Origin of the sequence: Avibacterium sp. 21-595 (genome assembly GCF_023611905.1) — a bacterium.
Lineage (GTDB): Bacteria > Pseudomonadota > Gammaproteobacteria > Enterobacterales > Pasteurellaceae > Avibacterium.
The window spans coordinates 301,739-324,152 of record NZ_CP091455.1; the positions used below are offsets into that span (position 1 = coordinate 301,739).

A 22,414-nucleotide genomic window follows, 5' to 3' on the forward strand; every position below is an offset into this window, starting at 1 on the left:
TTTTTAGTTAAATGATAATAATGATTAATGTTGCGATGAAATAAATTGTTCGCTGTCAATTTCGCCTTTCGCACCGACAAAACGAACTTCAGGTTGTAAATACACCGCAAATTTTTCTGCCACAGTTTGACGAATATGATGGGCAAGGTTCGCCACATCTTTACCACTTGCTTGTGCCTTATTAATCAGTACCAACGCTTGATTTTGATGTACTGCCGCACCACCAAGTTGATAGCCTTTTAAGCCACATTGATCAATGAGCCAACCGGCGGCTAACTTCACCGTGCCATCTGGCTGCGGATAGTTCGGTATCTCGGGGTATTGGTGTTTTAATTGTGCAAAAAGTGCGCTGGAAATAACGGGATTTTTGAAAAAACTTCCTGCGTTGCCCAATTCTTGTGGATTAGGCAACTTCGCACGGCGTACCGTACAGACTTCAGTGAAAATGTCTTCGGCTTTTACCGTCGCAGGATCAAAACGCGAAAGGGTGCCATAACTTAATACAGGCTGCCAATCTTTAGCTAATTTTAATCCGACTGCAACAATCATATACCCCTCTTTATATTGATGTTTGAAGAGGCTTTCACGGTAGCCAAATTGACATTCAGCCTTGTTTAAACGGAAGATTTCGCCTGTATTAAGGTTAAGTACCTCTACATAATCGCACAGATCTTTAAATTCTACCCCGTAAGCACCGATATTCTGGATTGGGGCGGAGCCGACACAGCCGGGGATTAATGCCAAATTTTCCAAACCATAAATACCTTGTTCCAAGCTCCAGTGAACCAGCTCGTGCCAATTTTCGCCCCCTTGGACGTGAAGATAATGAAAGTGCTCATCTTGGTGATGTTCAATGCCTTTTAACGCATTTATCAGTACGATTCCGTTAAAATCTTCCACAAATAACACATTGCTACCTTGCCCAAGAAAAAGCACGGGAAGCTGTTGCTGTTGAGCTTCTTGCCAAAGAGGGAGGATTTGTTCAAGTGCGGTGATTTTTTTTACAATTTTTGCTTGCGCATTTATTCCAAATGTATGAAATGGTTGAAGATTTTCCATTTTATTCCTTAACGTCTATAATTTATTTGGCAGTGTCATTTTCACTTCTGTACCGCCTTCAGGGCGATTATTGATGCTTAGTATAGCATTGAGTTGGGCGCTGCGTTCATTCATTATATTTAAACCGTAATGCCCAGCTGGTTCATCGAGGCTAGGAATGCCCACGCCATTATCTCGCACCAACAGCTCATATTCTCCGTCTTCATTGGTGTGAGCAACCACTTCAATTTCTGTACCTTGAGAATGTTTAATCGCATTTAATGCTGCCTCGCGGACAATTTGCAAGGCGTGTACGAGCTGTTGCGCATTGAAAGTGTGAGACGGTAAACTACATTCCACCCGCATTTTCATTGTTGTTTGATTGCGTAAAGAGTCAATCACTTGTTCAAGTGCAAGCTGTAAATTTGCTTCTTGCACCGTTAAACGGAAGGTGGCAAGCAATTCGCGCAGTTGAACATAACCATCATTTAAGGCTTGTTCAAAATCACGAATAATTGTCAGGCTTTTTTCTTTATTTTGCTCGCCATCCTTGTTCAGATTGTGCTTTAGCAAGGTGAGTTGAATTTGTAAATACGCCAGCACTTGTGCCAATGAATCGTGTAATTCTCGTGCAATAATTGACCGCTCTTCCATTAATAAAAGCTGTTGTTGCTGACGTTGCGTATGGTGGAAATACAGTGAACGGCTCAACATTTGTGAGACATTTTGCATTGTGCGCAAATCAGGGCAAGGCAGCCCCGCTTGCCAAGACAGTCGCCCAAGTTTATCCCCTTCAACACAAAGTTCCATTTGTTGTGTTGAGAGTGGGGCTTCTTTCTCACCGAGCTGGATATTCCAATGTTCTGCGCCATATACCAGTAATTCAATATAGCGTAAATGTTCATTGACTTTTATTTGTTTTAAGACTTGCTTGAGTAACGTAGGATCGATATTATTCGTGGTAACTAATTGAGAACATTGGTAAAGCATTGAAAGAGAGCGGTTAGCTTGGCTCAATTTTTGTGTTTTCTCATTGACCTTTTCTTCCAGCCCTGCATACAGCTTTTTCAAATCACTCGCCATTTGGGTAAAAACTAACGCAAGTCGTCCGATTTCATCATTATTATTACTATCTAGTGGAATGTGGTTGAATTGCCCAATTTGCACTTGGGTACTTGCTAAGGCTAATTTTTCCAACGGTTTTACCATTTGTTTTTTGGTAAACCACACCACATAAGACACCATTGCGACAATAGAAAGCATTGCAAAAAGAATGCAATATACTGCAAGATAAAGTTTTTTCTCAGCAAAATGTTGTAAATCTTCAACAAATTGGTTCACTTCAGCAACGTAGTTTGCTACTTCTTTTTGATAGGAAGGATAATTCATTTGTTTGGCATAATTCTCCATTTCCTTCCAACGTACAATCAGATGTTGATAAGCCTGCTTAATATCATTGGGCATAAAAAACTGATGGTTAATATCCGTTAAGGTAGAGGAATGTAAGGTGGAACGGTATTGAAGTAAATTTTTTGACACTAACTCAGGTGCATGTTCCATTTCGTATAAAATACGATAACTTTGCATTCGTAATGAACCGGATATATTGATTAATTCGGCATCAGATTTATTACTTAGCATAATAATTAAACTTAATACACTAATCACCGTTGCAAAAATAATAATAAGTAGCAAGTAATTAGCAATTTTGGTGGCAACAGAGTGTTTTCTTATTTTCACGAATTTTTAGTATCAAATATAATTCTAATCTTTCAGCATTTTAACAAAAAAATTCTTTTTTCATAGAAATGTTAGTCAATGAGTTAAAGGAAGTAATTTATCGCCTTATCTGACACTGGAATAATTTTGATCTAAAACAATAAATGAGTTTTTAATCGGATAAATACTTAATTTAGGTTATTAAAAATAGACCAATCCCTCAAGAGAATAGTAAGCCTAGTAAAAGTTATTTGAGTCGTGGTCAATATCACCATTTAAATAAAATTGAGTGAACCTACTAGCGCTCAATATATGATATATCCACAGGAATAAAAATGTTAAATAAACACTCGACTATCCCAATGGATAAAGCGGAAGATTGGAACGTTTGTGGCGTGATTGTTCAATGTAATCCGCAAAAAATTGAAAAAATTAAGACCGCACTTTTAGCGGTACCTTATACCGAAGTGCCTGCCGAAGATGTTGAAAAAGGCAAGTTGGTGGTGGTGATGCAATCGCACGATCAACATCTTTTGCTCGAGCAAATGGAGCAAGCACGCAATATTGATGGCGTGATTACCGTATCTTTAGTCTATCATCAACAAGATGAAGGCAATGATGAATAATTAATCATACTCGTGGGGGAAATGAGATGAATTTAAGTCGCCGAGACTTTATGAAAACCAATGCAGCCGTTGCCGCTGCAGCGGTTGCTGGATTAACCATTCCAGTAAAAAATGTGGAAGCCACACAGGATAACAGTATCAAATGGGACAAGGGTGTTTGCCGTTTCTGTGGTACAGGCTGTGGAGTATTAATTGGTACGCAAAATGGACGTGTTGTGGCATCACAAGGGGATCCTGATGCGGAAGTAAACCGTGGATTAAACTGTATTAAAGGTTACTTCTTACCAAAAATTATGTATGGAAAAGACCGTCTAACTCAGCCAATGTTACGTATGAAAGACGGTAAATATGATAAAAATGGTGATTTCACGCCAGTAACTTGGGATACCGCTTTCAAAACGATGAAAGAAAAATTCTTGGCGGCAATGAAAGAACGTGGTCCGAATGGAGTGGGAATGTTCACCTCTGGGCAAAGCACCATTTTTGAAGGTTACGCGAAAGCCAAACTTTGGAAAGCTGGTTTCCGTTCTAATAATATTGATCCAAATGCGCGTCATTGTATGGCTTCCGCGGCGGTTGCATTTTTGCGTACCTTTGGTATTGATGAGCCGATGGGTTGCTATAACGATATTGAAGAAGCAGAAGCTTTCGTGTTGTGGGGTTCAAATATGGCAGAAATGCACCCAATTTTATGGTCGCGTATTTCTGATCGCCGTTTATCTAATCCTGATGTTAAAGTGGCCGTGCTTTCTACCTTTGAGCATCGCAGTTTTGAACTTGCCGATAATGGAATGGTTTTCACACCACAATCAGATTTAGTGATCTTGAACTACATCATTAATTATTTAATTCAAAATGACGCGATTAATTGGGATTTCGTTAATAAACATACTAAATTTAAACGTGGTGAAACCGATATTGGTTATGGCTTGCGTGATAGCGATCCGCGCCAAAAAGCAGCAAAAAATGCTAATAGCGGTAAAATGTATGACAGTAACTTTGAAGAACTCAAAGCCCTTGTGTCTGAATATACCCTTGATAAAGCACACGAAATGTCAGGCGTACCAAAAGAGCAACTTGAAAGTTTGGCGCAGCTTTATGCCGATCCAAAACGAAAAATTGTTTCGTTCTGGACAATGGGCTTTAACCAACATACGCGTGGTGTGTGGGCAAACCACTTGATTTATAACATTCACTTATTAACTGGGAAAATCTCCATTCCGGGCTGTGGACCATTCTCATTAACCGGTCAGCCATCTGCTTGTGGTACCGCGCGTGAAGTGGGTACCTTTATCCACCGCTTACCGGCTGATATGGTGGTAACAAAACCTGAACATCGTGCTAAAGCAGAGAAAACGTGGAAAATTCCAGCAGGTGTGATCACCGATAAACTAGGCTATCACGCTGTGGCACAAAGCCGTGCATTAAAAGATGGCAAAATGCGTGTGTTATGGCAAATGTGTACTAACAATATGCAAGGTGGCCCAAATATCAATCAAGAAACTTTCCCGGGTTGGCGTAATCCTGAAAACTTTATCGTGGTTTCCGATCCCTATCCAACAGTCTCCGCATTAGCCGCAGATTTAATGTTACCAACCGCAATGTGGGTAGAAAAAGAAGGGGCTTACGGTAATGCCGAACGCCGCACACAAGTATGGCGTCAGCAAGTGAAAGCACCGGGTGAAGCAAAATCTGACTTATGGCAATTAGTAGAATTTTCAAAATACTTCACAACGGATGAAGTCTGGCCCGCTGACATTTTAGATGCAAATCCAGAATTTAAAGGCAAAACATTATATGAGGTGTTATACCGCAACGGTAATGTAGATAAATATTCTAATGCAGAGCTAAATGATCGCCTAAATGATGAAGCTTATGATTTTGGTTTCTACATTCAAAAAGGATTATTTGAAGAATATGCCTCTTTCGGTCGTGGACATGGACATGATTTAGCAGATTATGATCTCTATCATAAAGCACGTGGTTTACGTTGGCCTGTGGTTGATGGCAAAGAGACATTGTGGCGTTATCGTGAAGGCTATGATCCTTATGTCAAAGCTGGTGAAGGCGTGGCATTCTATGGTCAGCCTGATAAACGTGCCGTGATCTTAGCGGTTCCTTATGAGCCACCAGCGGAAGTGCCTGATGAAGAATATGATTTATGGTTATCTACGGGGCGTGTATTAGAACATTGGCATACTGGCACAATGACTCGCCGTGTTCCTGAATTACACCGTTCATTCCCGAATAACGTCGTTTGGATGCACCCAAATGATGCGAAAAAACGGGGATTACGTCATGGTGATAAGATCAAAGTGTCTTCACGTCGTGGTGAAATTATTTCTTATGTGGATACCCGTGGACGTAATAAATGTCCTGAAGGCTTAGTCTTTACCACTTTCTTTGATGCAGGTCAGCTTGCTAATAAACTTACGTTAGATGCAACCGATCCTATTTCTAAAGAAACGGACTTCAAAAAATGTGCCGTTAAAGTGGAAAAAGCTTAAAAAAATAACCGCACTTTGATATAGCTAAAGTGCGGTGAAAAAACGATGAAAAAATTAACCCAAACACCGGAACGCCGTAAATTTTTTAAAGACGCTGCTCGTACTGCGGGCGGATTAGCAGGTCTTGGCATTTTACTCGGACTTCAACAAGAGCAAAGCCTTGCACGTCAAGGCGTGGCATTACGTCCACCGTTTGCCCTTGAAGATGAGAAAAAATTCGCCGCTGCCTGTATTCGCTGCGGACAATGTGTGCAAGCCTGTCCTTATGAAATGTTACATCTTGCTTCCTTGCTTTCACCTATGGAAGCTGGCACACCTTACTTTATCGCACGGGAGAAACCTTGCGAAATGTGTGAAGATATTCCTTGTGCAAAAGCCTGTCCAAGTGGGGCGTTAGATTCTACACAGAATAATATTAACGACGCTCGAATGGGCTTATCGGTGTTGCTAGATCACGAAACTTGCTTAAATTGGCAAGGCTTACGCTGTGATGTGTGTTATCGCGTTTGTCCGCTTATTGACAAAGCGATCACGTTAGAAATGCAACGTAATGATCGCACGGGTAAACACGCATTATTTATCCCAACTGTGCATTCTGAGGCTTGCACAGGTTGCGGAAAATGTGAAGAGGCCTGCGTACTGGACGAGGCGGCAATTAAAGTGTTACCTCTCTCTTTAGCAAAAGGAATGTTGGGTAAACATTATCGCTTAGGTTGGCAAGAAAAAGAAAAGGCAGGGCATTCTCTTGCCCCTGAGGATATGATTTCTCTACCTGTACGCAAACCGGAGGGGCGTTAATGGCAAATTCACCGAAATATGCAGGAAGAGAAGCAAGAGAAAAGCTTGGTTTATGGCGTGCTAATCGCTTTTTGTTTTGGCGTCGTTTAACCCAGTTAAGCATTCTCGCAATGTTTCTAAGTGGCCCTTGGCTTGGCGTGTGGATTTTGCGTGGCAATTATAGTGGGAGTCTATTTTTAGATTTAATCCCAATGAGTGATCCCCTCATTACCGCAGAAAGCCTTGCAACAGGTCATTTACCAAACTTCACAACGCTACTTGGTGCGAGTATTGTGATCGCCCTTTATGCTTTGTTAGGAAGCAAAATATTTTGTGGCTGGGTTTGTCCGTTAAACCTTGTTACCGACAGTGCAGCTTGGTTAAGACGTAAATTAGGCATTCGGCAAAATGCCAAAATCCCACGTGGATTACGCTACGGTATTTTATTGATGATTCTTATCGGCAGTGCAATGAGTGGCATTATGTTGTGGGAATGGATCAACCCGGTGAGTGCATTTGGACGTGCGTTAATTTATGGCTTTGGTGCAACGACTTGGTTAATTTTAGCGATATTTTTATTTGATTTATTGATTGCAGAGCATGGCTGGTGTGGGCATTTATGCCCTATCGGGGCAACTTATGGCTTAATTGGTGCGAAAAGCATTGCACGTATTAAAGTCATTGATCGCACACGCTGTGATAATTGTATGGATTGCTACAATGTTTGCCCTGAGCCACAAGTGTTACGTAGCCCATTGCACGGCAAAAAAGACGAAAGCCTGCTCGTGCTTTCTAAAGATTGTATCAGTTGCGGACGTTGCATTGATGTTTGTGCTGAAAACGTATTTACTTTTACCACTAGATTTAATCATTCGGGGGAATAAAATGATTAAAAAAACCTTAGTAATTTTAACCGCACTTTTCGCCACCAGCGTAATGGCAGCGGAAGATAACATTGACAACTATTTACAAGGGGCGGCAGAAGATGTGAAGCCAGCTTTCCACAATGTACCAAAACAAAGTGAGCTGCCAGCACTTAACTATGTAAATCAGCCACCAACAATTCCACATAGTGTGAAAAATTATCAAGTGACGAAAAATGTCAATCAGTGCTTAAACTGCCACAGTGTTGAAGCATCACGCATTACAGGGGCAACACGCATTAGCCCAACGCACTTTATGGATCGCCAAGGCAACATTGTGGGCGGTGAAACCTCACCAAGACGTTATTTCTGCTTACAATGCCACGTTTCACAGTCTGATGTCGAGCCAATCGTGCCAAATGAATTTAAACCTATGAAAGGTTACGGAGAATAAAAATGTTGAAATTGATCAAAAAGTTTTGGCATTGGTTTCGCTCACCGAGTCGTATGGCAGTCGGTGTTTTAATCACGTTATCGTTTATTGCTGGTATTCTCTTTTGGGGAGGATTTAACACCGCTCTTGAACATACCAATACGGAAGAATTCTGTTCAAGCTGTCATATGAATGATGTTGTGCCAGAATATCGCCAATCTGTGCATTATATGAACCGCACAGGCGTGAAAGCCACTTGTGCGAACTGCCATTTACCGCACGAATTTATTCCTAAATGGGCAAGAAAAATCAAAGCAGCAACAGAAGTTTATGCACACCTTACAGGTAAAGTGGACACCAAAGAAAAATTTGAAGCTGCTCGCCTAGAAATGGCAGAACGTGAATGGGCAAGAATGAAAGCCAATAACTCACAAGAATGTCGCAACTGTCATAATTTTGAGGCAATGGATTTCACGCAACAAAAAACAGTGGCAGAGAAAATGCACGCGATGGCGATTAAAGAAGGGAAAACCTGTATTGATTGCCATAAAGGGATTGCTCACCACTTACCGAATATGAAAGACGTGAGATCAGGTTTCCTTCCAGAGAAAGCTGAAGGTAGCAAAGAACACTAATTTTTCCTCAGCGAAAAAGATATTTGGTTGAATTGGTATCAATAAACGAAAAAGCCCTGTATAATAGCAGGGCTTTTTATTTTCCCGTTGGCGTGCGGCTATCAAAAATGATCTTTGGTAAGAGATTAAGTGCGGTCTTTTTTTGAGATGATTTTTGCTAGTCGCAATTGGGAAAAGTAGTGAAATCAACTGGTTAGATAAAAGGTTGATTTACGAAAAGCATTTCACGCGGAATATTCCGCACTTATTTCATTTAATTGAAAGGAAAATATTGTGAATCCAATTGTTAAACAATTTAAATATGGTCAGCACACGGTAACCTTAGAAACCGGTGCAATTGCCCGTCAAGCCACGGCAGCAGTGATGGCGAGTATGGACGATACCAGCGTTTTCGTTACTGTGGTAGCGAAAAAAGAGGTTAAAGAAGGACAAGATTTCTTCCCATTAACGGTAAATTATCAAGAGCGTACTTATGCAGCGGGACGTATTCCGGGAGGATTTTTCAAACGTGAAGGCCGTCCATCAGAAGGTGAAACCTTAATTGCACGTTTAATCGATCGTCCAATTCGTCCATTATTCCCTGAAGGCTTTTTCAACGAAATTCAAATCGTGGCAACCGTGGTTTCGGTAAATCCACAAATTAGCCCTGATTTAGTCGCAATGATTGGGGCTTCTGCGGCACTTACTCTTTCAGGCGTGCCATTTAACGGACCAATTGGTGCGGCGCGCGTTGGTTTTATTGATGGTCAATTTGTTTTAAACCCAACCACGAGCGAACAAAAACAAAGCCGTTTAGACTTAGTGGTAGCAGGCACCGATAAAGCCGTATTAATGGTGGAATCGGAAGCGGATATTTTAACCGAAGAACAAATGTTAGCCGCAGTGGTGTTCGGTCATCAACAGCAACAAGTGGTGATTGAAGCGATTAAAGAATTTGCTCAAGAAGCAGGTAAACCTCGTTGGGATTGGCAGCCTCCAGCACCAGATACTGCGTTGATTGATAAAGTGAAAGCATTAGCCGAAAGCCGTTTAGGCGATGCTTATCGTATTACCGAAAAACAATCACGTTATGAGCAAATTGATGCGATTAAAGCAGACGTTGTGAGCCAACTCACAGCGGAAGATGAAACCATCAGTGAAGGAAAAATTGTTGATATTATTACCGCACTTGAAAGTCAAATCGTTCGTTCACGCATTTTAAATGGTGAGCCTCGTATTGACGGTCGTACCGTGGATACGGTGCGTGCGTTGGATATTTGTACCGGTGTATTACCACGTACACATGGTTCAGCGATTTTCACTCGTGGTGAAACTCAAGCGTTGGCAGTGGCAACCTTAGGTACAGAGCGTGATGCACAAATTATTGATGAATTAACTGGTGAAAAAACCGATCATTTCTTATTCCACTACAACTTCCCGCCATATTCTGTGGGTGAAACGGGTATGATCGGCTCACCAAAACGCCGTGAGATTGGTCACGGTCGCTTGGCAAAACGTGGCGTGGCTGCGGTAATGCCTAGTTTGAGCGAATTCCCTTATGTTGTTCGTGTTGTTTCTGAAATTACCGAATCAAATGGTTCTTCATCAATGGCTTCAGTATGTGGCGCATCATTAGCTTTAATGGATGCGGGTGTACCAATTAAAGCGGCGGTTGCGGGTATTGCAATGGGCTTAGTGAAAGAAGACGAAAAATTTGTCGTGCTTTCTGATATTTTAGGTGATGAAGATCACTTAGGTGATATGGACTTTAAAGTTGCAGGGACACGCGAAGGGGTAACTGCACTGCAAATGGATATCAAAATTGAAGGAATTACGCCTGAAATTATGCAAATTGCGCTTAATCAAGCGAAAGGGGCAAGAATGCACATTCTTGGTGTAATGGAACAAGCCATTCCTGCACCGCGTGAAGATATTTCAGATTTTGCACCGCGTATTCACACGATGAAAATCGATCCGAAGAAAATTAAAGATGTGATCGGTAAAGGTGGTGCTGTGATCCGCTCATTAACGGAAGAAACGGGTACCTCGATTGATATTGATGATGACGGTACAGTGAAAATCGCAGCCGTGGATAATAATGCGGTGAAAGAAGTAATGGCTCGCATTCAAGATATCACTGCAGAAGTGGAAGCGGGTGCAATCTATCAAGGTAAAGTAACTCGCCTTGCTGATTTCGGTGCATTTGTTTCATTAGTAGGCAATAAAGAAGGCTTAGTTCACATTTCACAAATTGCTGATGAACGTGTAGAGAAAGTAAGTGATTACTTGACTGTTGGTCAGGAAGTGAGCGTGAAAGTGGTTGAGATTGATCGTCAAGGTCGTATCCGTTTAACGATGAAAGATATTGCTCCAAAACAAGAAACAAGCCAACCAGAAGAGATTGTGCTTGACGTTAGCGAGCAAGAATAACAAACTCTGCTCCCTACTTGTTAGGGAGCTATTTTCCTTAATGGAAAACTGGCTGACATTGTCAGTCAGGTATACTTAAGCTAAAAAGCTAAGGCTAAACAATGATGCAATGTAATTGGCGTATAAAATCTCTCAGATTGTTTTCAATCTGGTGTTTTGCGTTGTTACTTGTCGGCTGTGTAGATTCGCAACCATTTATGGCAAAAAATAAATTGCTCATTGCGACACAGACACCAAATAGCCATCTTGAGCAAGAAATTATGATTGCTCGGATTAGCCAAGTATTACAAATTGGCGGAATGGATAAAAAAGATCGTGCTTCCTTACATTTTGAGCGAGGCGTGCTGTATGACGCTCTTGGTCTTTGGGGATTAGCACGTTATGACTTTTTGCAGTCTTTAATTTTTCAGCCAAAAAATGCCGCACTTTATAATTATTTAGGCGTCTATCAGCTTATTAATGAAAATTATGATGAGGCTTTAGAAGCGTTTAATGTGGCATTGGAATTTAATCCAAAAGATGAATATAGCCTATTCAATCGAGGTTTAGGTTTTTATTATATAGCGCGTTATCCACTTGCACAGCAGGACTTTTTGCAGTTTTATCAACAAGATCAAAGCGATGCTTACCGTGCATTATGGTTATACCTCAATGAACTAGAAATCAATCCTAAAAAGGCTAAACAGCAGTTAGCACAACAAGCCCCTGCACTCTCGCAAAAGCAGTGGGGCAGTTATATTGTGCAATATTATTTAGGTCAGTTATCGCTTGCAGAGCTACAACAGCAAGGGAGAGAATTTGCTGAAACGCAAAAAATCCCTTATGCTGAAGTATTGACCGAAACCTATTTTTATCTAGCAAAACAACAACTCAATTTGGGTCAAAAAGAAAAAGCAGAAAATCTGTTTAAACTGACCATAGCGAATCAGGTGTATAACTTTGTTGAGTATCGTTTTGCAGTGCTTGAATTGGCGAAATTAAAACGTCAGCAAGCAAAATAAGCTAGGTATTTACCTAGATTTGGTGTTGTAAAACGTAAAAATTTTCAACAATGTTATCCGCAAAGCTGCTATCTATTAGTAACACCTCGGCTTTGCCAAACTGAAAGTAATTGAGCTTTCCTTTTATATTCGAGTATTTTAATGACTGAAACAAACATCACTTTTAATGATTTAGGACTTCCTGAATTTATCCTTAATGCTGTAACAGATATGGGATTTGAATCCCCTTCACCAATCCAACAGGCTTGTATCCCTCACCTTTTAGCGGGTGATGATGTGCTTGGAATGGCACAAACAGGGAGTGGAAAAACCGCTGCTTTTTCTCTCCCACTCTTAGCTCAAATTGAGCCAAATAAAAAAATGCCACAAATGTTAGTGATGGCACCAACCCGCGAGCTTGCCATTCAAGTGGCAGATGCTTGTGAGCAATTTATGAAATATGCCAAAGGCATCAATATTGTTACCCTTTACGGTGGACAACGTTATGACATTCAATTGCGTGCTTTAAAACAAGGGGCGCAAGTGGTGGTGGGGACACCGGGGCGTATTTTAGATCACCTTAGACGTAACACTCTTGATCTTTCTGAATTAAAAGCCATTGTTTTAGATGAAGCAGATGAAATGTTACGTATGGGCTTTATTGACGATGTGGAAACAGTAATGGCAGCACTGCCAGAGAAGCATCAAACAGCCTTATTTTCGGCAACAATGCCCGAACCTATTCGCCGTATTACGAAACGCTTTATGCACGAGCCAAAAGAGGTGAAAATTCAATCTACACAACGCACCGCACCGGATATTACACAGAGCTGTTGGTATGTTCGTGGATTTCGTAAAAACGAGGCATTATTGCGTTTTCTTGAAGTGGAAGAATTTGATGCGGCGATTATCTTTGCACGTACCAAAACTGCCACCCTTGATATTACTGAGTTACTGGAAAAACACGGCTTCCGTGCAGCAGCACTAAATGGGGATATGACGCAACAATTGCGTGAGCAAACTCTAGACCGTCTGCGTAACGGCAGTTTAGATATACTCGTCGCCACTGATGTTGCTGCGCGTGGTTTGGATGTTGAGCGTATTAGTTTAGTGGTAAATTATGATATTCCTCTTGATGCAGAAAGTTATGTTCACCGTATTGGGCGAACCGGTCGTGCAGGACGCGCAGGGCGAGCTTTACTTTTTGTTGAACCAAGAGAAAACCGCTTGTTAAAAAATATTGAACGCTTAACCAAAAAGCCAATTGAAGAAGTGGAAATTCCAAACCACGAAGCATTACAGGCTTGCCGCCGTAAAAAATTCGTGGCACAAATTACCAAACAGCTAGAGCATCACGATCTAGAACAATATCGTAGCTTATTAGAAGATCTATTCACCGCTGATCAAGATCAGGAAGACATTGCTGCTGCAATGCTAATGCTATTACAAGGTAAACAAAAATTAATTCTCCCACCAGATCCTGTATTTGATAAACATACCCCAAGGGAGCGTAGCCGCCGTGAGAATCCACGTTCAGCTGAACGCCGTGGCTATGGTAATCCGCAGCCGATGGATTTATACCGCATTGAAGTCGGACGTTTAGATGGTGTTGAAGTGCGTCATATTGTTGGTGCCATTGCCAATGAAGGGGATATTAACAGCCGTTATATTGGGCATATCAAACTTTACGATAGTCATTCCACCATTGAATTACCACAAGGAATGCCGAAAGAATTGCTCAATCATTTCGCGAAAACTCGTGTAATGAACAAAGCAATGCAAATGTCTTTCCTTGGTGAAGTGAAAGGGGGCGAGGGGAAAGGAAAAGGCTTTTCTGGAAAAGGCAAAAGTCGCGCTGATGAGCGTTTTGCCCGCGGCAAAGGTGAACGCAAATTTAAAGAAAAAAATCACCGCACTTTTGATGAAGGTGGTTTTAAATCTCGTTCAAGAAAAAGATAATTTTAGTTGTTGAAAATAGCCCCTTGGGGCTATTTTTTATTTTTATCGTAAAATATAAGGCGGTACATTTTCCGTAAAGCGGGAACTTGCACATAAATTTTTTGTATAAAAACTAAAATTCACTAAAAAATCCCCGCACTTTAGTGTGATAAGGGCGGAGGATTTTCGCTTAAATTATTTTTGACTACATAGGGCGATAAAGCCTAATTTTTTCTCAGGATCATTGAAAACCTTAAACATTTTTGTAAATGTCGGGCGATTTTCTGGCTTTAAGGCATTGCGGATAATTTTGGCTGTGCCGAATACCCCTTCGTCATAAATCATTCCTGTTGGAGAAAGTAAGCTCATCTTGCCCGAATAGGTTTCCACGTTGCGAAATCCTGCATCTAAAAAGAGTGATTTCCAGTTCTGTTTTGTCAATGGGGTTACGGTAACGTTAATGGCTTCGCGTAACTGTTGGATCACCTTGTCTGCATCGTCCGTGGTAAGAAGGACATCGTGAGTGAGCAAAAAGCCGTTGGGCTTGAGAACGCGATAATATTCGCGTACCGCTTTAATTTTGGCTTCCACTGGTAGCATTGTGAGCATTGCTTCATTGATAACGATGTCAAAACTGTTATCGGCAAAGGGCAATTTCATTGCGTTGGCACGTTGAACCTGAATTTTATCTTGTAGCCCTTTTTCAGCGATATTTTTTCTTGCTTTCTCTAATGCGTTTTCATCAAGATCCACACCTTCAATATGGCAGCCAAATTTACTGGCTAACTCAATGGCCGTTGTTCCCATATTGCACGCCACTTCTAAGACTTTTTTATGCGCGTTGAAATCGCCGTTAGCAATCAACCATTCTGTGGCTTTGCGACCGCCCGGGCGTAAACGTGTTTTGCCTAATCGGGCAAGAAAATTATGTCCCATTTCTTCTTTTTTCATATTACCTCCCTTAGGATTAATCATCATTCAACTATATCAGCTTTCCTGTGTCCTTCCTAGTTAAATGCGATCAATTCTTGTTTACAAATAAAGTGCGGTGAAAAAATGGTCTGTTTTATGCCTGTTCAATTTTTTCTTTGTAATGACGACGGCATACGGAAACATAATGATTATTGCCACCGATTTGAATTTGTGCGCCATCTTTAACCACTTCCCCCTGATCATTCAAACGCAATACGAAATTGGCTTTGCGTCCACAATGGCAGATGGTTTTTAATTCTTCTAGCTGATCAGCCCAAGCAAGTAAATATTTACTACCCTCAAAGAGTTCCGCTTGAAAGTCGGTGCGTAATCCATAACATAAAACGGGTATATGTAATTTATCTACCACATCGCTTAGTTGATAAACCTGCGCTTTGGTGAGGAATTGTGCTTCGTCCACCAAAATACAATGCAGACTTTCTTGTTCAAGGTGCAGGGCGATGTCGGCAAAAAGATCCGTTTCTTTATGAAACAATTTCGCTTGCTGGCTAATCCCAATGCGAGAGGTTACCTTGCCCACCCCAAAGCGATCATCAATGGCGGCGGTGTAAACCAGCGTATTCATTTGCCGTTCACGGTAGTTGTAATCTGATTGTAGCAGGGTCGTGGATTTGCCCGCATTCATCGTAGAATAATAAAAATAAAGTTTAGCCATAATAAAGTGCGGTTATTTTGTTAGCCATTTCCAAATAAAGTAAAATACCAGCCCCGTCAATGGTGGAAGCGTGGCAAGCATAAAAATTCCAACAGTAGTGCCTTGTCCTACCCATTGTCCTGCAAGGGTAAGTAGATCCATTACCTGTGCAGTCGGTAATTTGATCAAGACAACAGCGATAGCAAGAAGCATAAGCACGCAACCGATGCCAGCGGCACGCATTGCGTTAGATTGGTGAGATTGCATAAATTATCCTTATTTAATTTCGTTCAGTTCGGTCATCGCCCAACGTGGTTTCACTTCAATTTCTAATGGTGAATGCTCACCGTGTTTCAGGCGTAAAAATCCTGTATAGGCAATCATTGCCCCGTTATCCGTACAAAATTGCGGTTGTGGGTAAAAAACTTCCCCCCCCAACTGTGCCATTAATTCGGTCAAGGCTTGGCGTAATTGTTGATTAGCACTCACCCCACCTGCAATAACCAAGCGTTTAAAGCCCGTTTCTTTCAAGGCTCTGCGGCATTTAATCACTAAGGTTTCTACCACCGCTTGTTGGAACGCATAAGCAATATCTGCTTTGCTTTGCTCGGTGAGTGTTCCTTCTTCTTTAATGGTTTGATTGATGGTATTTGCCGCAAAGGTTTTTAAGCCAGAAAAACTAAAATCAAGGCCGGGGCGATCTGTCATTGGGCGTGGAAAAGTAAAGCGATTAGGCGTGCCTTTTTCCGCTAAGCGTGCCAATGCCGCCCCCCCAGGATAATCCAAACCAAGTAATTTCGCTGTTTTATCAAAGGCTTCGCCTGCAGCATCATCAATACTTTCGCCAAGCACTTCATATTGTCCTACGCGATCAACCCGTACAAGCTGAGTATGACCGCCTGATACCAACAAGGCAACAAAAGGAAAGTGCGGTGCATTTTCTTCTAACATTGGGGCGAGTAAATGCCCTTCCATATGATGAATCCCAATGGCTGGCACATTCCACGCATAAGCCAAAGCACGCGCAATGGTTGAGCCAACCAATAATGCACCCACCAGTCCGGGCCCGCAAGTATAAGCAATACCATCAATATCACTGGCGGTTAGATTTGCTTGTGCTAATGCCGCTTGAATTAACGGAGCGGTTTTACGGATATGGTCGCGTGATGCTAATTCAGGTACAACTCCACCATAATCGGCGTGCAATGCAATTTGGGTGTAAAGTTGGTTGGCGATAAGCCCATTATTTTCATCATAAATCGCCACACCTGTTTCATCACAAGATGTTTCAATGCCTAAAATTCGCATTTTTTCTCTCTTTTACTAGCTAAAAAAATTTGCCTAATTCTACCCTGTTTATGATTTTTTCACCAGCTAAGCATCATATTCAGCCTTGTTGAATGGCTTAATTTCAATAAAGTTGGATCTTTTCTTTGCTTTTGCATTTTTTTTAGATTAAAATTGCGACCCTTATTAATTTAAATAAGCCGTTTGATCGAAACGGTAATACATTTTGCAAAATATTTTAATCCATATTGAGGTGATGGCTTATGCCTGTAATTAAAGTTCGTGAAAATGAATCATTTGACGTAGCATTACGTCGTTTCAAACGCTCTTGCGAAAAGGCAGGAATCTTAGCGGAAGTTCGTAGCCGTGAATTTTACGAAAAACCAACAACAATTCGTAAACGTGAAAACGCAACTCGTGCTAAACGCCACGCAAAACGCGTTGCTCGTGAGAATGCACGTAATGTACGTTTATACTAATTAAAAATTTTTTAATTAAACTCGAGTTAAGCAGGCCGTGAAACCTTTTGGAATCACGGTTTTGTTGTTTTTAGCTCTGTCATTTCTTATTATCTTAGGTATGTCTTTCTAAATCTACATTGATTGAAATGAGAGGAAATTATTGTGGCAGGCCATATTCCACGTTCATTTATTGATGATCTTCTTGCCAGAACAGATATTGTCGAATTAATTAATTCACGGGTTAAGCTGAAAAAAGCAGGGCGTGAATTTCAGGCTTGTTGTCCTTTTCATCACGAGAAAACGCCTTCCTTTACCGTAAGCCCTAAAAAGCAGTTTTACCATTGTTTTGGCTGCCACGCACACGGTAATGCGATTAATTTTTTAATGGAATATGATAAGCTCGAATTCATTGAGGCAGTAGAAGAGCTTGCCAATCATTTAGGGCTGGAAATTCCTTATGAAAACTCACCGCACTTGGATAACAAAGGCAAACCCCAAGCGAGTTATCGCACTAAGAAAGATCTTTACCAGCTAATGCAAGAAATTGCAGTATTTTATCATCAGCAACTTGCGCATCATATTCCCGCGCAATCTTATGTGCAAAAACGTGGTTTATCTGCTGAGGTGATTGAACGTTTTCAAATCGGTTTTTCACCGAATCAGTTTAATGCGGTGCTTAAACAGTTTGGGGGCAATCAAGATGCTCGCCAAAAATTGTTTGATGTGGGAATGTTATCGCGCAACGAAAAGCAAGATGTTTATGATCGTTTTCGTAATCGCATTATGTTTCCTATCCGTGATCGTCGCGGGCGAACCATCGCGTTTGGTGGACGCGTGTTAGGGGATGAAAAACCAAAATATTTGAACTCCCCAGAAAGTATGACTTACCACAAAGGCAACGAGCTTTATGGCTTGTTTGAAGCATTGCAAGTTAATGATAGCCCTGAAATGTTGCTGGTGGTAGAAGGTTATATGGATGTGGTGGCGCTTGCTCAATTTGGAGTAGATTATGCCGTTGCGTCTTTAGGCACAGCGACAACGCCTGAGCAAATTCAGCTCGCATTTCGTTCTAGCGAACAGATTATTTGTTGTTACGATGCTGACCGTGCCGGGCGTGATGCAGCGTGGCGAGCGTTAGAAAATGCGTTGCCTTTTTTAGAAGATGGACGGCAAATTAAGTTTATTTTCTTACCCGATGGCGAAGATCCTGATACCTTCATTCGTCAATATGGTAAAGAAGGGTTTGAGGATTATATTCGTCAAGCACAGCCTCTGAGTGATTTTCTATTTGCCACACTGAGTTCACAGGTGGATTTTTCAAGTAAAGAAGGCAAGGGAAAACTGGCTGCGCTTGCGGTACCATTGATTAACCGAATTCCCGGGGAATTGCTACGTTTATCTCTGCGTCAGCTTTTGGCGCAAAAATTGGGGATCTTTAATGAAACGCAGATTGAGCATTTAATCCCCGCACAAAAAGAAAATACCTCATCAACGCCGAAGCAAAATGTGGTAAAACGCACACCAATGCGTGTGCTGATTGCTTTGCTATTACAAAATCCAGAGTTGATCCACATTGTGCCAGAGAATTTAAGTGCCTTGTCGGTACTCAATGAGGCAGGGCTAGATTTGTTTGAAAAAATCACCGCACTTTGTCGTGAACGGGTGGGGATGACGACAGCACAAATTTTAGAACATTACCGTGATACTGAGCATTTTCGCCCCCTTGAAATTCTGGCTGTGTGGGATCATTTAGTCGATGAGGATAAAATCGAAGACACATTTCGTGAAACCTTGCGTTCTTTTTATTTGCAACTAATGGAGAAAAATATCGAAATGCTTATCGCGAAAGCACGCACAGAAGGCTTAAATGAACAAGAACGGCACACACTTGCACAATTATTATTGAAAAAACAGCAAAATAAATAGTTAATCCAACATAACGGTGATAAAATCAAAAGCATTTTATCTCCCATAATTACACATCGAGGCGGATATATAATATGGATATGGAACAAAATCCACAATCTCAATTGAAACTGTTAATCGCACAAGGGAAAGAGCAGGGTTATCTTACTTATGCTGAAGTAAACGACCATTTGCCAGAAGAGCTTGTAGATGCAGATCAAATTGAAGACATCATTCAAATGATTAACGATATGGGTATTCAAGTGCTAGAAACTGCACCAGATGCCGATGATTTGATGTTAAATGAAAATATCACTGATGAAGATGCGGTAGAAGAAGCCACCCAAGTATTATCTAGCGTGGAAGCGGAATTAGGGCGAACCACTGATCCCGTACGTATGTATATGCGCGAAATGGGGAGCGTGGAGCTTTTAACCCGCGAAGGCGAAATTGACATCGCGAAACGTATTGAAGAAGGGATCAATGAAGTACAAACTGCCGTAGCTGCTTATCCCGAAGCCTTGAGCGATCTTTTACATCAATACGCTTTGGTGGAAGAGGGGGGAATGCGTTTAGCTGATCTCATCACAGGTTTTGTTGATCCAAATGCCGTCGTGGAAGAAGCTGTATCAGATGAACACGAAATGCTTTCTGACGAAGAAGATGAGGAAAGCGTTTCAACAGAATCAATTGAAGATGATGAAAACGAAGAGGAAGAAAGTGATGAAAGTAATTCTTCCGATGACAGTGATTCTGATAACAGTATTGACCCAGAAGTGGCGCGTGAAAAATTTGCAGAATTACAGGCTCAGCACAAAAAAACCTTAGAAACGATTGCAAAACACGGTCGCCATAAAAAACAAGCAAGAGATCAAATTCAAATTTTGGCAGAGATCTTTACGCAATTCCGTTTAGTGCCAAAACAATTTGATACGTTAGTGTTATCTATGCGTAATATGATGAAACGCGTGCGTCAGCAGGAACGTCATATTCAAAAAATGGCGGTGGATAACGCGAAAATGCCAAAAGGCACATTTCAAAAAGAATTTATTGGACACGAAACCCAAGATGCGTGGCTAGAAAAAGCCCTTAACGCTGGGAAAAATTGGTCTGAAAAATTAGCGCAGTATGAAGAACCTATCCGTCAGGCAATTGCCCAGTTAGGACAGATTGAACAAGATACAGGCTTAACGATCAGCCAAATTCGTGATATTTGCGATGCGGTTTCTCAAGGTGAATTAAAAGCACGCCGAGCGAAAAAAGAAATGGTTGAGGCCAACTTACGTTTGGTCATTTCTATTGCGAAAAAATACACCAACCGTGGTTTACAATTCTTGGATCTGATTCAAGAGGGAAATATAGGTTTGATGAAAGCGGTGGATAAATTTGAGTATCGCCGTGGCTATAAATTCTCAACTTATGCAACTTGGTGGATTCGTCAGGCAATTACACGTTCAATCGCAGATCAAGCAAGAACCATTCGTATCCCAGTTCATATGATCGAAACAATCAATAAATTGAACCGTATTTCGCGTCAAATGTTGCAAGAAATGGGGCGTGAGGCTTCACCAGAAGAATTGGCAGAAAGAATGGGAATGCCAGAAGATAAAATTCGCAAAGTGCTAAAAATCGCCAAAGAACCGATCTCAATGGAAACCCCAATTGGTGATGACGATGATTCACACTTAGGTGATTTTATTGAAGACAGCACCTTAGAATTGCCACTTGATTCCGCAACGGCACAAAGCCTTAAAGCCGCTACGCACGAAGTGTTAGAAGGTTTAACACCGAGAGAAGCGAAAGTGCTAAGAATGCGTTTTGGTATTGATATGAACACGGATCACACCTTAGAGGAAGTGGGAAAACAATTTGATGTAACCCGTGAACGTATCCGTCAAATTGAGGCGAAAGCGTTACGCAAACTACGTCATCCAAGCCGTTCAGAAACTTTGCGTAGTTTCTTGGATGAGTAAGGAGAATTTATCTTTAGTAAAGCCTGATGTATTATCAGGCTTTTTTGTTCAAATTTAAACCGCATAATTGGTGAATGATAGACTTTACTAGGAGATTTCATTATAATCAGCAAACTCTCACCGCCCCCATAGCTCAGTCGGTTAGAGCAGTCGACTCATAATCGATTGGTCACAGGTTCAAGTCCTGTTGGGGGCACCACTTCAATCATTCAGCATCGTTCACTCTGCTTCAAATTACTTCATAATTCTTTATATTGATTTCTCAGATTTGCCAATAAATTATTTATCATACACTTTACACTCAGACGAAAAAATCTAAGTGCGGTCAAATTTTTGGAAATTTTCTAATAACTTACCGCACTTAAAAATTAAGTAATAAAAAACCTCTATCTTCAATATAGAGGTTTTCTCATCATTTTCTCTTGCGCATTGGTTAAGCTTTTGGCTTATTTAATTCAACGTCTTTTGGTTTTTCGACATCACTGAATTTTTTATCTTTATTTGCTTGAATCAAGGTTTCCGTTTGTTTTGCCAAATCAGGAAGGTTCATTTTTTCATAGGCTTCCTTCATTAATGGCAATGCCTCAAGGGTGGCTTGGGTGTCAGGGTATTGTTGTAACATTCCGACTACGCGGTTAGCAACGGCAACATAGGCATTGCGTTTCATATAGAATTTAGCAATGGCAAGTTCGTGGCGAGCTAAGGCAGCTTTAATATAAGCCATTCTTGCTAAGGCATCTTGTGCATAAGTGCTATTCGGGAAATGATCCACAAGGGTTTGGAAGTTTGCAAATGCCGCTTTCATTGCGGTATTTTCACGGGTAGCACGATCAACCCCAAAGAAATCTTGGAAGAAGTTTTCGCCTGAAGCAAAATTGGTTAGCCCTGCCATATAGATCACATAATCTACATTTGGGCTATTTGGATATTGCTGTAAAAAACGTTCTGCTGCGACCAAGGTTTTGGTGTAATCTTGCGATTTATAATAAGCATAAATTAAATCTAACTGTGTTTGCTCACTGTAATTTGCCGCAGGGAAACGGTTTTTGACTGCTTCTAAATAGCGTACCGCTTGGGAATAGTCCCCGTCTTGCAAATAGGTTTGCCCTTTCGCATAAAGTTCTTGTTCAGTGCCTTGCTCTATTTCTTTTGATGAATTAGAACAAGCACTTACGGCAAGTGCCGTTAATGCAACGAATGTAAAAGACGTTAATTTACGCATTGATGAATCCTTTT

19 protein-coding genes and 1 tRNA gene are annotated in these 22,414 nt (G+C 41.1%); 13 read left to right on the forward strand and 7 right to left on the reverse strand.

Features of this window, described 5'->3' with window-relative positions:
- Positions 1-24: 24 nt before the first annotated feature.
- On the reverse strand, positions 25-1,059 hold the full coding sequence (murB, locus tag L4F92_RS01365) for a UDP-N-acetylmuramate dehydrogenase (RefSeq protein WP_250363926.1): 1,035 nt from the start codon (positions 1,057-1,059) through the stop codon (positions 25-27).
- A gap of 15 nt (positions 1,060-1,074) precedes the next feature.
- Complete coding sequence (gene narQ / locus L4F92_RS01370) at positions 1,075-2,778, reverse strand: nitrate/nitrite two-component system sensor histidine kinase NarQ (RefSeq protein WP_250363927.1); 1,704 nt, start codon at positions 2,776-2,778, stop codon at positions 1,075-1,077.
- Between the two features lie 314 nt (positions 2,779-3,092).
- On the opposite strand from narQ, the gene L4F92_RS01375 reads away from it, so the two are divergent.
- The 9 genes from L4F92_RS01375 (at position 3,093) to L4F92_RS01415 (ending at position 13,946) form a co-directional block, all read left to right on the forward strand.
- Complete coding sequence (locus L4F92_RS01375; protein WP_250363928.1) at positions 3,093-3,383, forward strand: chaperone NapD; 291 nt, start codon at positions 3,093-3,095, stop codon at positions 3,381-3,383.
- Positions 3,384-3,409: 26 nt separating this feature from the next.
- On the forward strand, positions 3,410-5,890 hold the full coding sequence (gene napA, locus L4F92_RS01380) for a nitrate reductase catalytic subunit NapA (protein WP_250351411.1): 2,481 nt from the start codon (positions 3,410-3,412) through the stop codon (positions 5,888-5,890).
- Between the two features lie 45 nt (positions 5,891-5,935).
- Positions 5,936-6,688, forward strand: coding sequence for a ferredoxin-type protein NapG (gene napG, locus L4F92_RS01385; protein ID WP_250363929.1), 753 nt, complete (start codon positions 5,936-5,938; stop codon positions 6,686-6,688).
- Positions 6,688-7,551 carry a quinol dehydrogenase ferredoxin subunit NapH gene (napH, locus tag L4F92_RS01390; protein WP_250363930.1) on the forward strand — a complete coding sequence of 288 codons (864 nt, stop codon included), beginning with the start codon at positions 6,688-6,690 and terminating at the stop codon, positions 7,549-7,551. The genes napG and napH overlap by 1 nt, the downstream gene beginning before the upstream one ends.
- A 1-nt stretch (position 7,552) precedes the next feature.
- A complete protein-coding gene (locus L4F92_RS01395) occupies positions 7,553-7,984 on the forward strand; it encodes a nitrate reductase cytochrome c-type subunit (RefSeq protein WP_250363931.1) in 432 nt (143 codons plus the stop codon).
- 11 nt (positions 7,985-7,995) lie between these two features.
- Positions 7,996-8,598, forward strand: a complete 603-nt coding sequence (locus L4F92_RS01400; protein ID WP_250351632.1) for a NapC/NirT family cytochrome c — start codon at positions 7,996-7,998, stop codon at positions 8,596-8,598.
- Between the two features lie 273 nt (positions 8,599-8,871).
- Entirely contained in the window at positions 8,872-11,007 is a 2,136-nt protein-coding gene (pnp, locus tag L4F92_RS01405) for a polyribonucleotide nucleotidyltransferase (RefSeq protein WP_250363932.1), read from the forward strand.
- A gap of 104 nt (positions 11,008-11,111) precedes the next feature.
- On the forward strand, positions 11,112-12,008 hold the full coding sequence (gene nlpI / locus L4F92_RS01410; protein ID WP_250364525.1) for a lipoprotein NlpI: 897 nt from the start codon (positions 11,112-11,114) through the stop codon (positions 12,006-12,008).
- 141 nt (positions 12,009-12,149) lie between these two features.
- Entirely contained in the window at positions 12,150-13,946 is a 1,797-nt protein-coding gene (locus tag L4F92_RS01415; RefSeq protein ID WP_250363933.1) for a DEAD/DEAH box helicase, read from the forward strand.
- A gap of 174 nt (positions 13,947-14,120) precedes the next feature.
- Here the strand turns inward: L4F92_RS01415 and L4F92_RS01420 are convergent, their stop codons facing one another.
- The 4 genes from L4F92_RS01420 to tsaD all read right to left on the reverse strand — a co-directional run bounded on the left by L4F92_RS01420 (position 14,121) and on the right by tsaD (position 16,860).
- The gene (locus tag L4F92_RS01420; protein ID WP_250363934.1) at positions 14,121-14,876 is read right to left on the reverse strand and encodes a class I SAM-dependent methyltransferase; all 756 of its coding nucleotides are present in this window, start codon (positions 14,874-14,876) and stop codon (positions 14,121-14,123) included.
- A 115-nt stretch (positions 14,877-14,991) separates the two neighbouring features.
- Entirely contained in the window at positions 14,992-15,573 is a 582-nt protein-coding gene (locus L4F92_RS01425; protein ID WP_250363935.1) for a thymidine kinase, read from the reverse strand.
- 12 nt (positions 15,574-15,585) lie between these two features.
- Positions 15,586-15,819: a hypothetical protein gene (locus tag L4F92_RS01430; protein WP_250363936.1), complete on the reverse strand. Its 234-nt coding sequence runs from the start codon at positions 15,817-15,819 to the stop codon at positions 15,586-15,588.
- 9 nt (positions 15,820-15,828) lie between these two features.
- A complete protein-coding gene (gene tsaD / locus L4F92_RS01435; RefSeq protein ID WP_250363937.1) occupies positions 15,829-16,860 on the reverse strand; it encodes a tRNA (adenosine(37)-N6)-threonylcarbamoyltransferase complex transferase subunit TsaD in 1,032 nt (343 codons plus the stop codon).
- A 242-nt stretch (positions 16,861-17,102) separates the two neighbouring features.
- Here tsaD and rpsU point away from each other — a divergent pair, with 242 nt between their 5' ends.
- The 4 genes from rpsU (at position 17,103) to L4F92_RS01455 (ending at position 21,377) form a co-directional block, all read left to right on the forward strand.
- Complete coding sequence (gene rpsU / locus L4F92_RS01440) at positions 17,103-17,318, forward strand: 30S ribosomal protein S21 (protein ID WP_017805200.1); 216 nt, start codon at positions 17,103-17,105, stop codon at positions 17,316-17,318.
- A gap of 144 nt (positions 17,319-17,462) precedes the next feature.
- Positions 17,463-19,226, forward strand: a complete 1,764-nt coding sequence (gene dnaG / locus L4F92_RS01445; RefSeq protein ID WP_250363938.1) for a DNA primase — start codon at positions 17,463-17,465, stop codon at positions 19,224-19,226.
- Positions 19,227-19,306: 80 nt separating this feature from the next.
- Complete coding sequence (rpoD, locus tag L4F92_RS01450) at positions 19,307-21,178, forward strand: RNA polymerase sigma factor RpoD (RefSeq protein ID WP_250364526.1); 1,872 nt, start codon at positions 19,307-19,309, stop codon at positions 21,176-21,178.
- Positions 21,179-21,300: 122 nt separating this feature from the next.
- Positions 21,301-21,377 (forward strand) — tRNA-Ile (locus L4F92_RS01455).
- A 234-nt stretch (positions 21,378-21,611) separates the two neighbouring features.
- Here the strand turns inward: L4F92_RS01455 and L4F92_RS01460 are convergent.
- Positions 21,612-22,400 (reverse strand): outer membrane protein assembly factor BamD, encoded by a 789-nt coding sequence (locus tag L4F92_RS01460; RefSeq protein ID WP_250351422.1) that lies wholly within the window; start codon positions 22,398-22,400, stop codon positions 21,612-21,614.
- Positions 22,401-22,414: the final 14 nt, after the last annotated feature.

Bases quoted from the DNA above. Each gene is read 5' to 3' on its own strand.
- L4F92_RS01415 (WP_250363933.1), top strand. From the start codon at position 12,150: ATGACTGAAACAAACATCACTTTTAATGATTTAGGACTTCCTGAATTT.
- napA (WP_250351411.1), top strand. From the start codon at position 3,410: ATGAATTTAAGTCGCCGAGACTTTATGAAAACCAATGCAGCCGTTGCC.
- L4F92_RS01430 (WP_250363936.1), bottom strand. From the start codon at position 15,819: ATGCAATCTCACCAATCTAACGCAATGCGTGCCGCTGGCATCGGTTGC.
- nlpI (WP_250364525.1), top strand. From the start codon at position 11,112: ATGCAATGTAATTGGCGTATAAAATCTCTCAGATTGTTTTCAATCTGG.
- L4F92_RS01425 (WP_250363935.1), bottom strand. From the start codon at position 15,573: ATGGCTAAACTTTATTTTTATTATTCTACGATGAATGCGGGCAAATCC.
- L4F92_RS01460 (WP_250351422.1), bottom strand. From the start codon at position 22,400: ATGCGTAAATTAACGTCTTTTACATTCGTTGCATTAACGGCACTTGCC.
- tsaD (WP_250363937.1), bottom strand. From the start codon at position 16,860: ATGCGAATTTTAGGCATTGAAACATCTTGTGATGAAACAGGTGTGGCG.
- L4F92_RS01420 (WP_250363934.1), bottom strand. From the start codon at position 14,876: ATGAAAAAAGAAGAAATGGGACATAATTTTCTTGCCCGATTAGGCAAA.
- murB (WP_250363926.1), bottom strand. From the start codon at position 1,059: ATGGAAAATCTTCAACCATTTCATACATTTGGAATAAATGCGCAAGCA.
- rpsU (WP_017805200.1), top strand. From the start codon at position 17,103: ATGCCTGTAATTAAAGTTCGTGAAAATGAATCATTTGACGTAGCATTA.
- napH (WP_250363930.1), top strand. From the start codon at position 6,688: ATGGCAAATTCACCGAAATATGCAGGAAGAGAAGCAAGAGAAAAGCTT.
- L4F92_RS01395 (WP_250363931.1), top strand. From the start codon at position 7,553: ATGATTAAAAAAACCTTAGTAATTTTAACCGCACTTTTCGCCACCAGC.
- rpoD (WP_250364526.1), top strand. From the start codon at position 19,307: ATGGAACAAAATCCACAATCTCAATTGAAACTGTTAATCGCACAAGGG.
- napG (WP_250363929.1), top strand. From the start codon at position 5,936: ATGAAAAAATTAACCCAAACACCGGAACGCCGTAAATTTTTTAAAGAC.
- L4F92_RS01375 (WP_250363928.1), top strand. From the start codon at position 3,093: ATGTTAAATAAACACTCGACTATCCCAATGGATAAAGCGGAAGATTGG.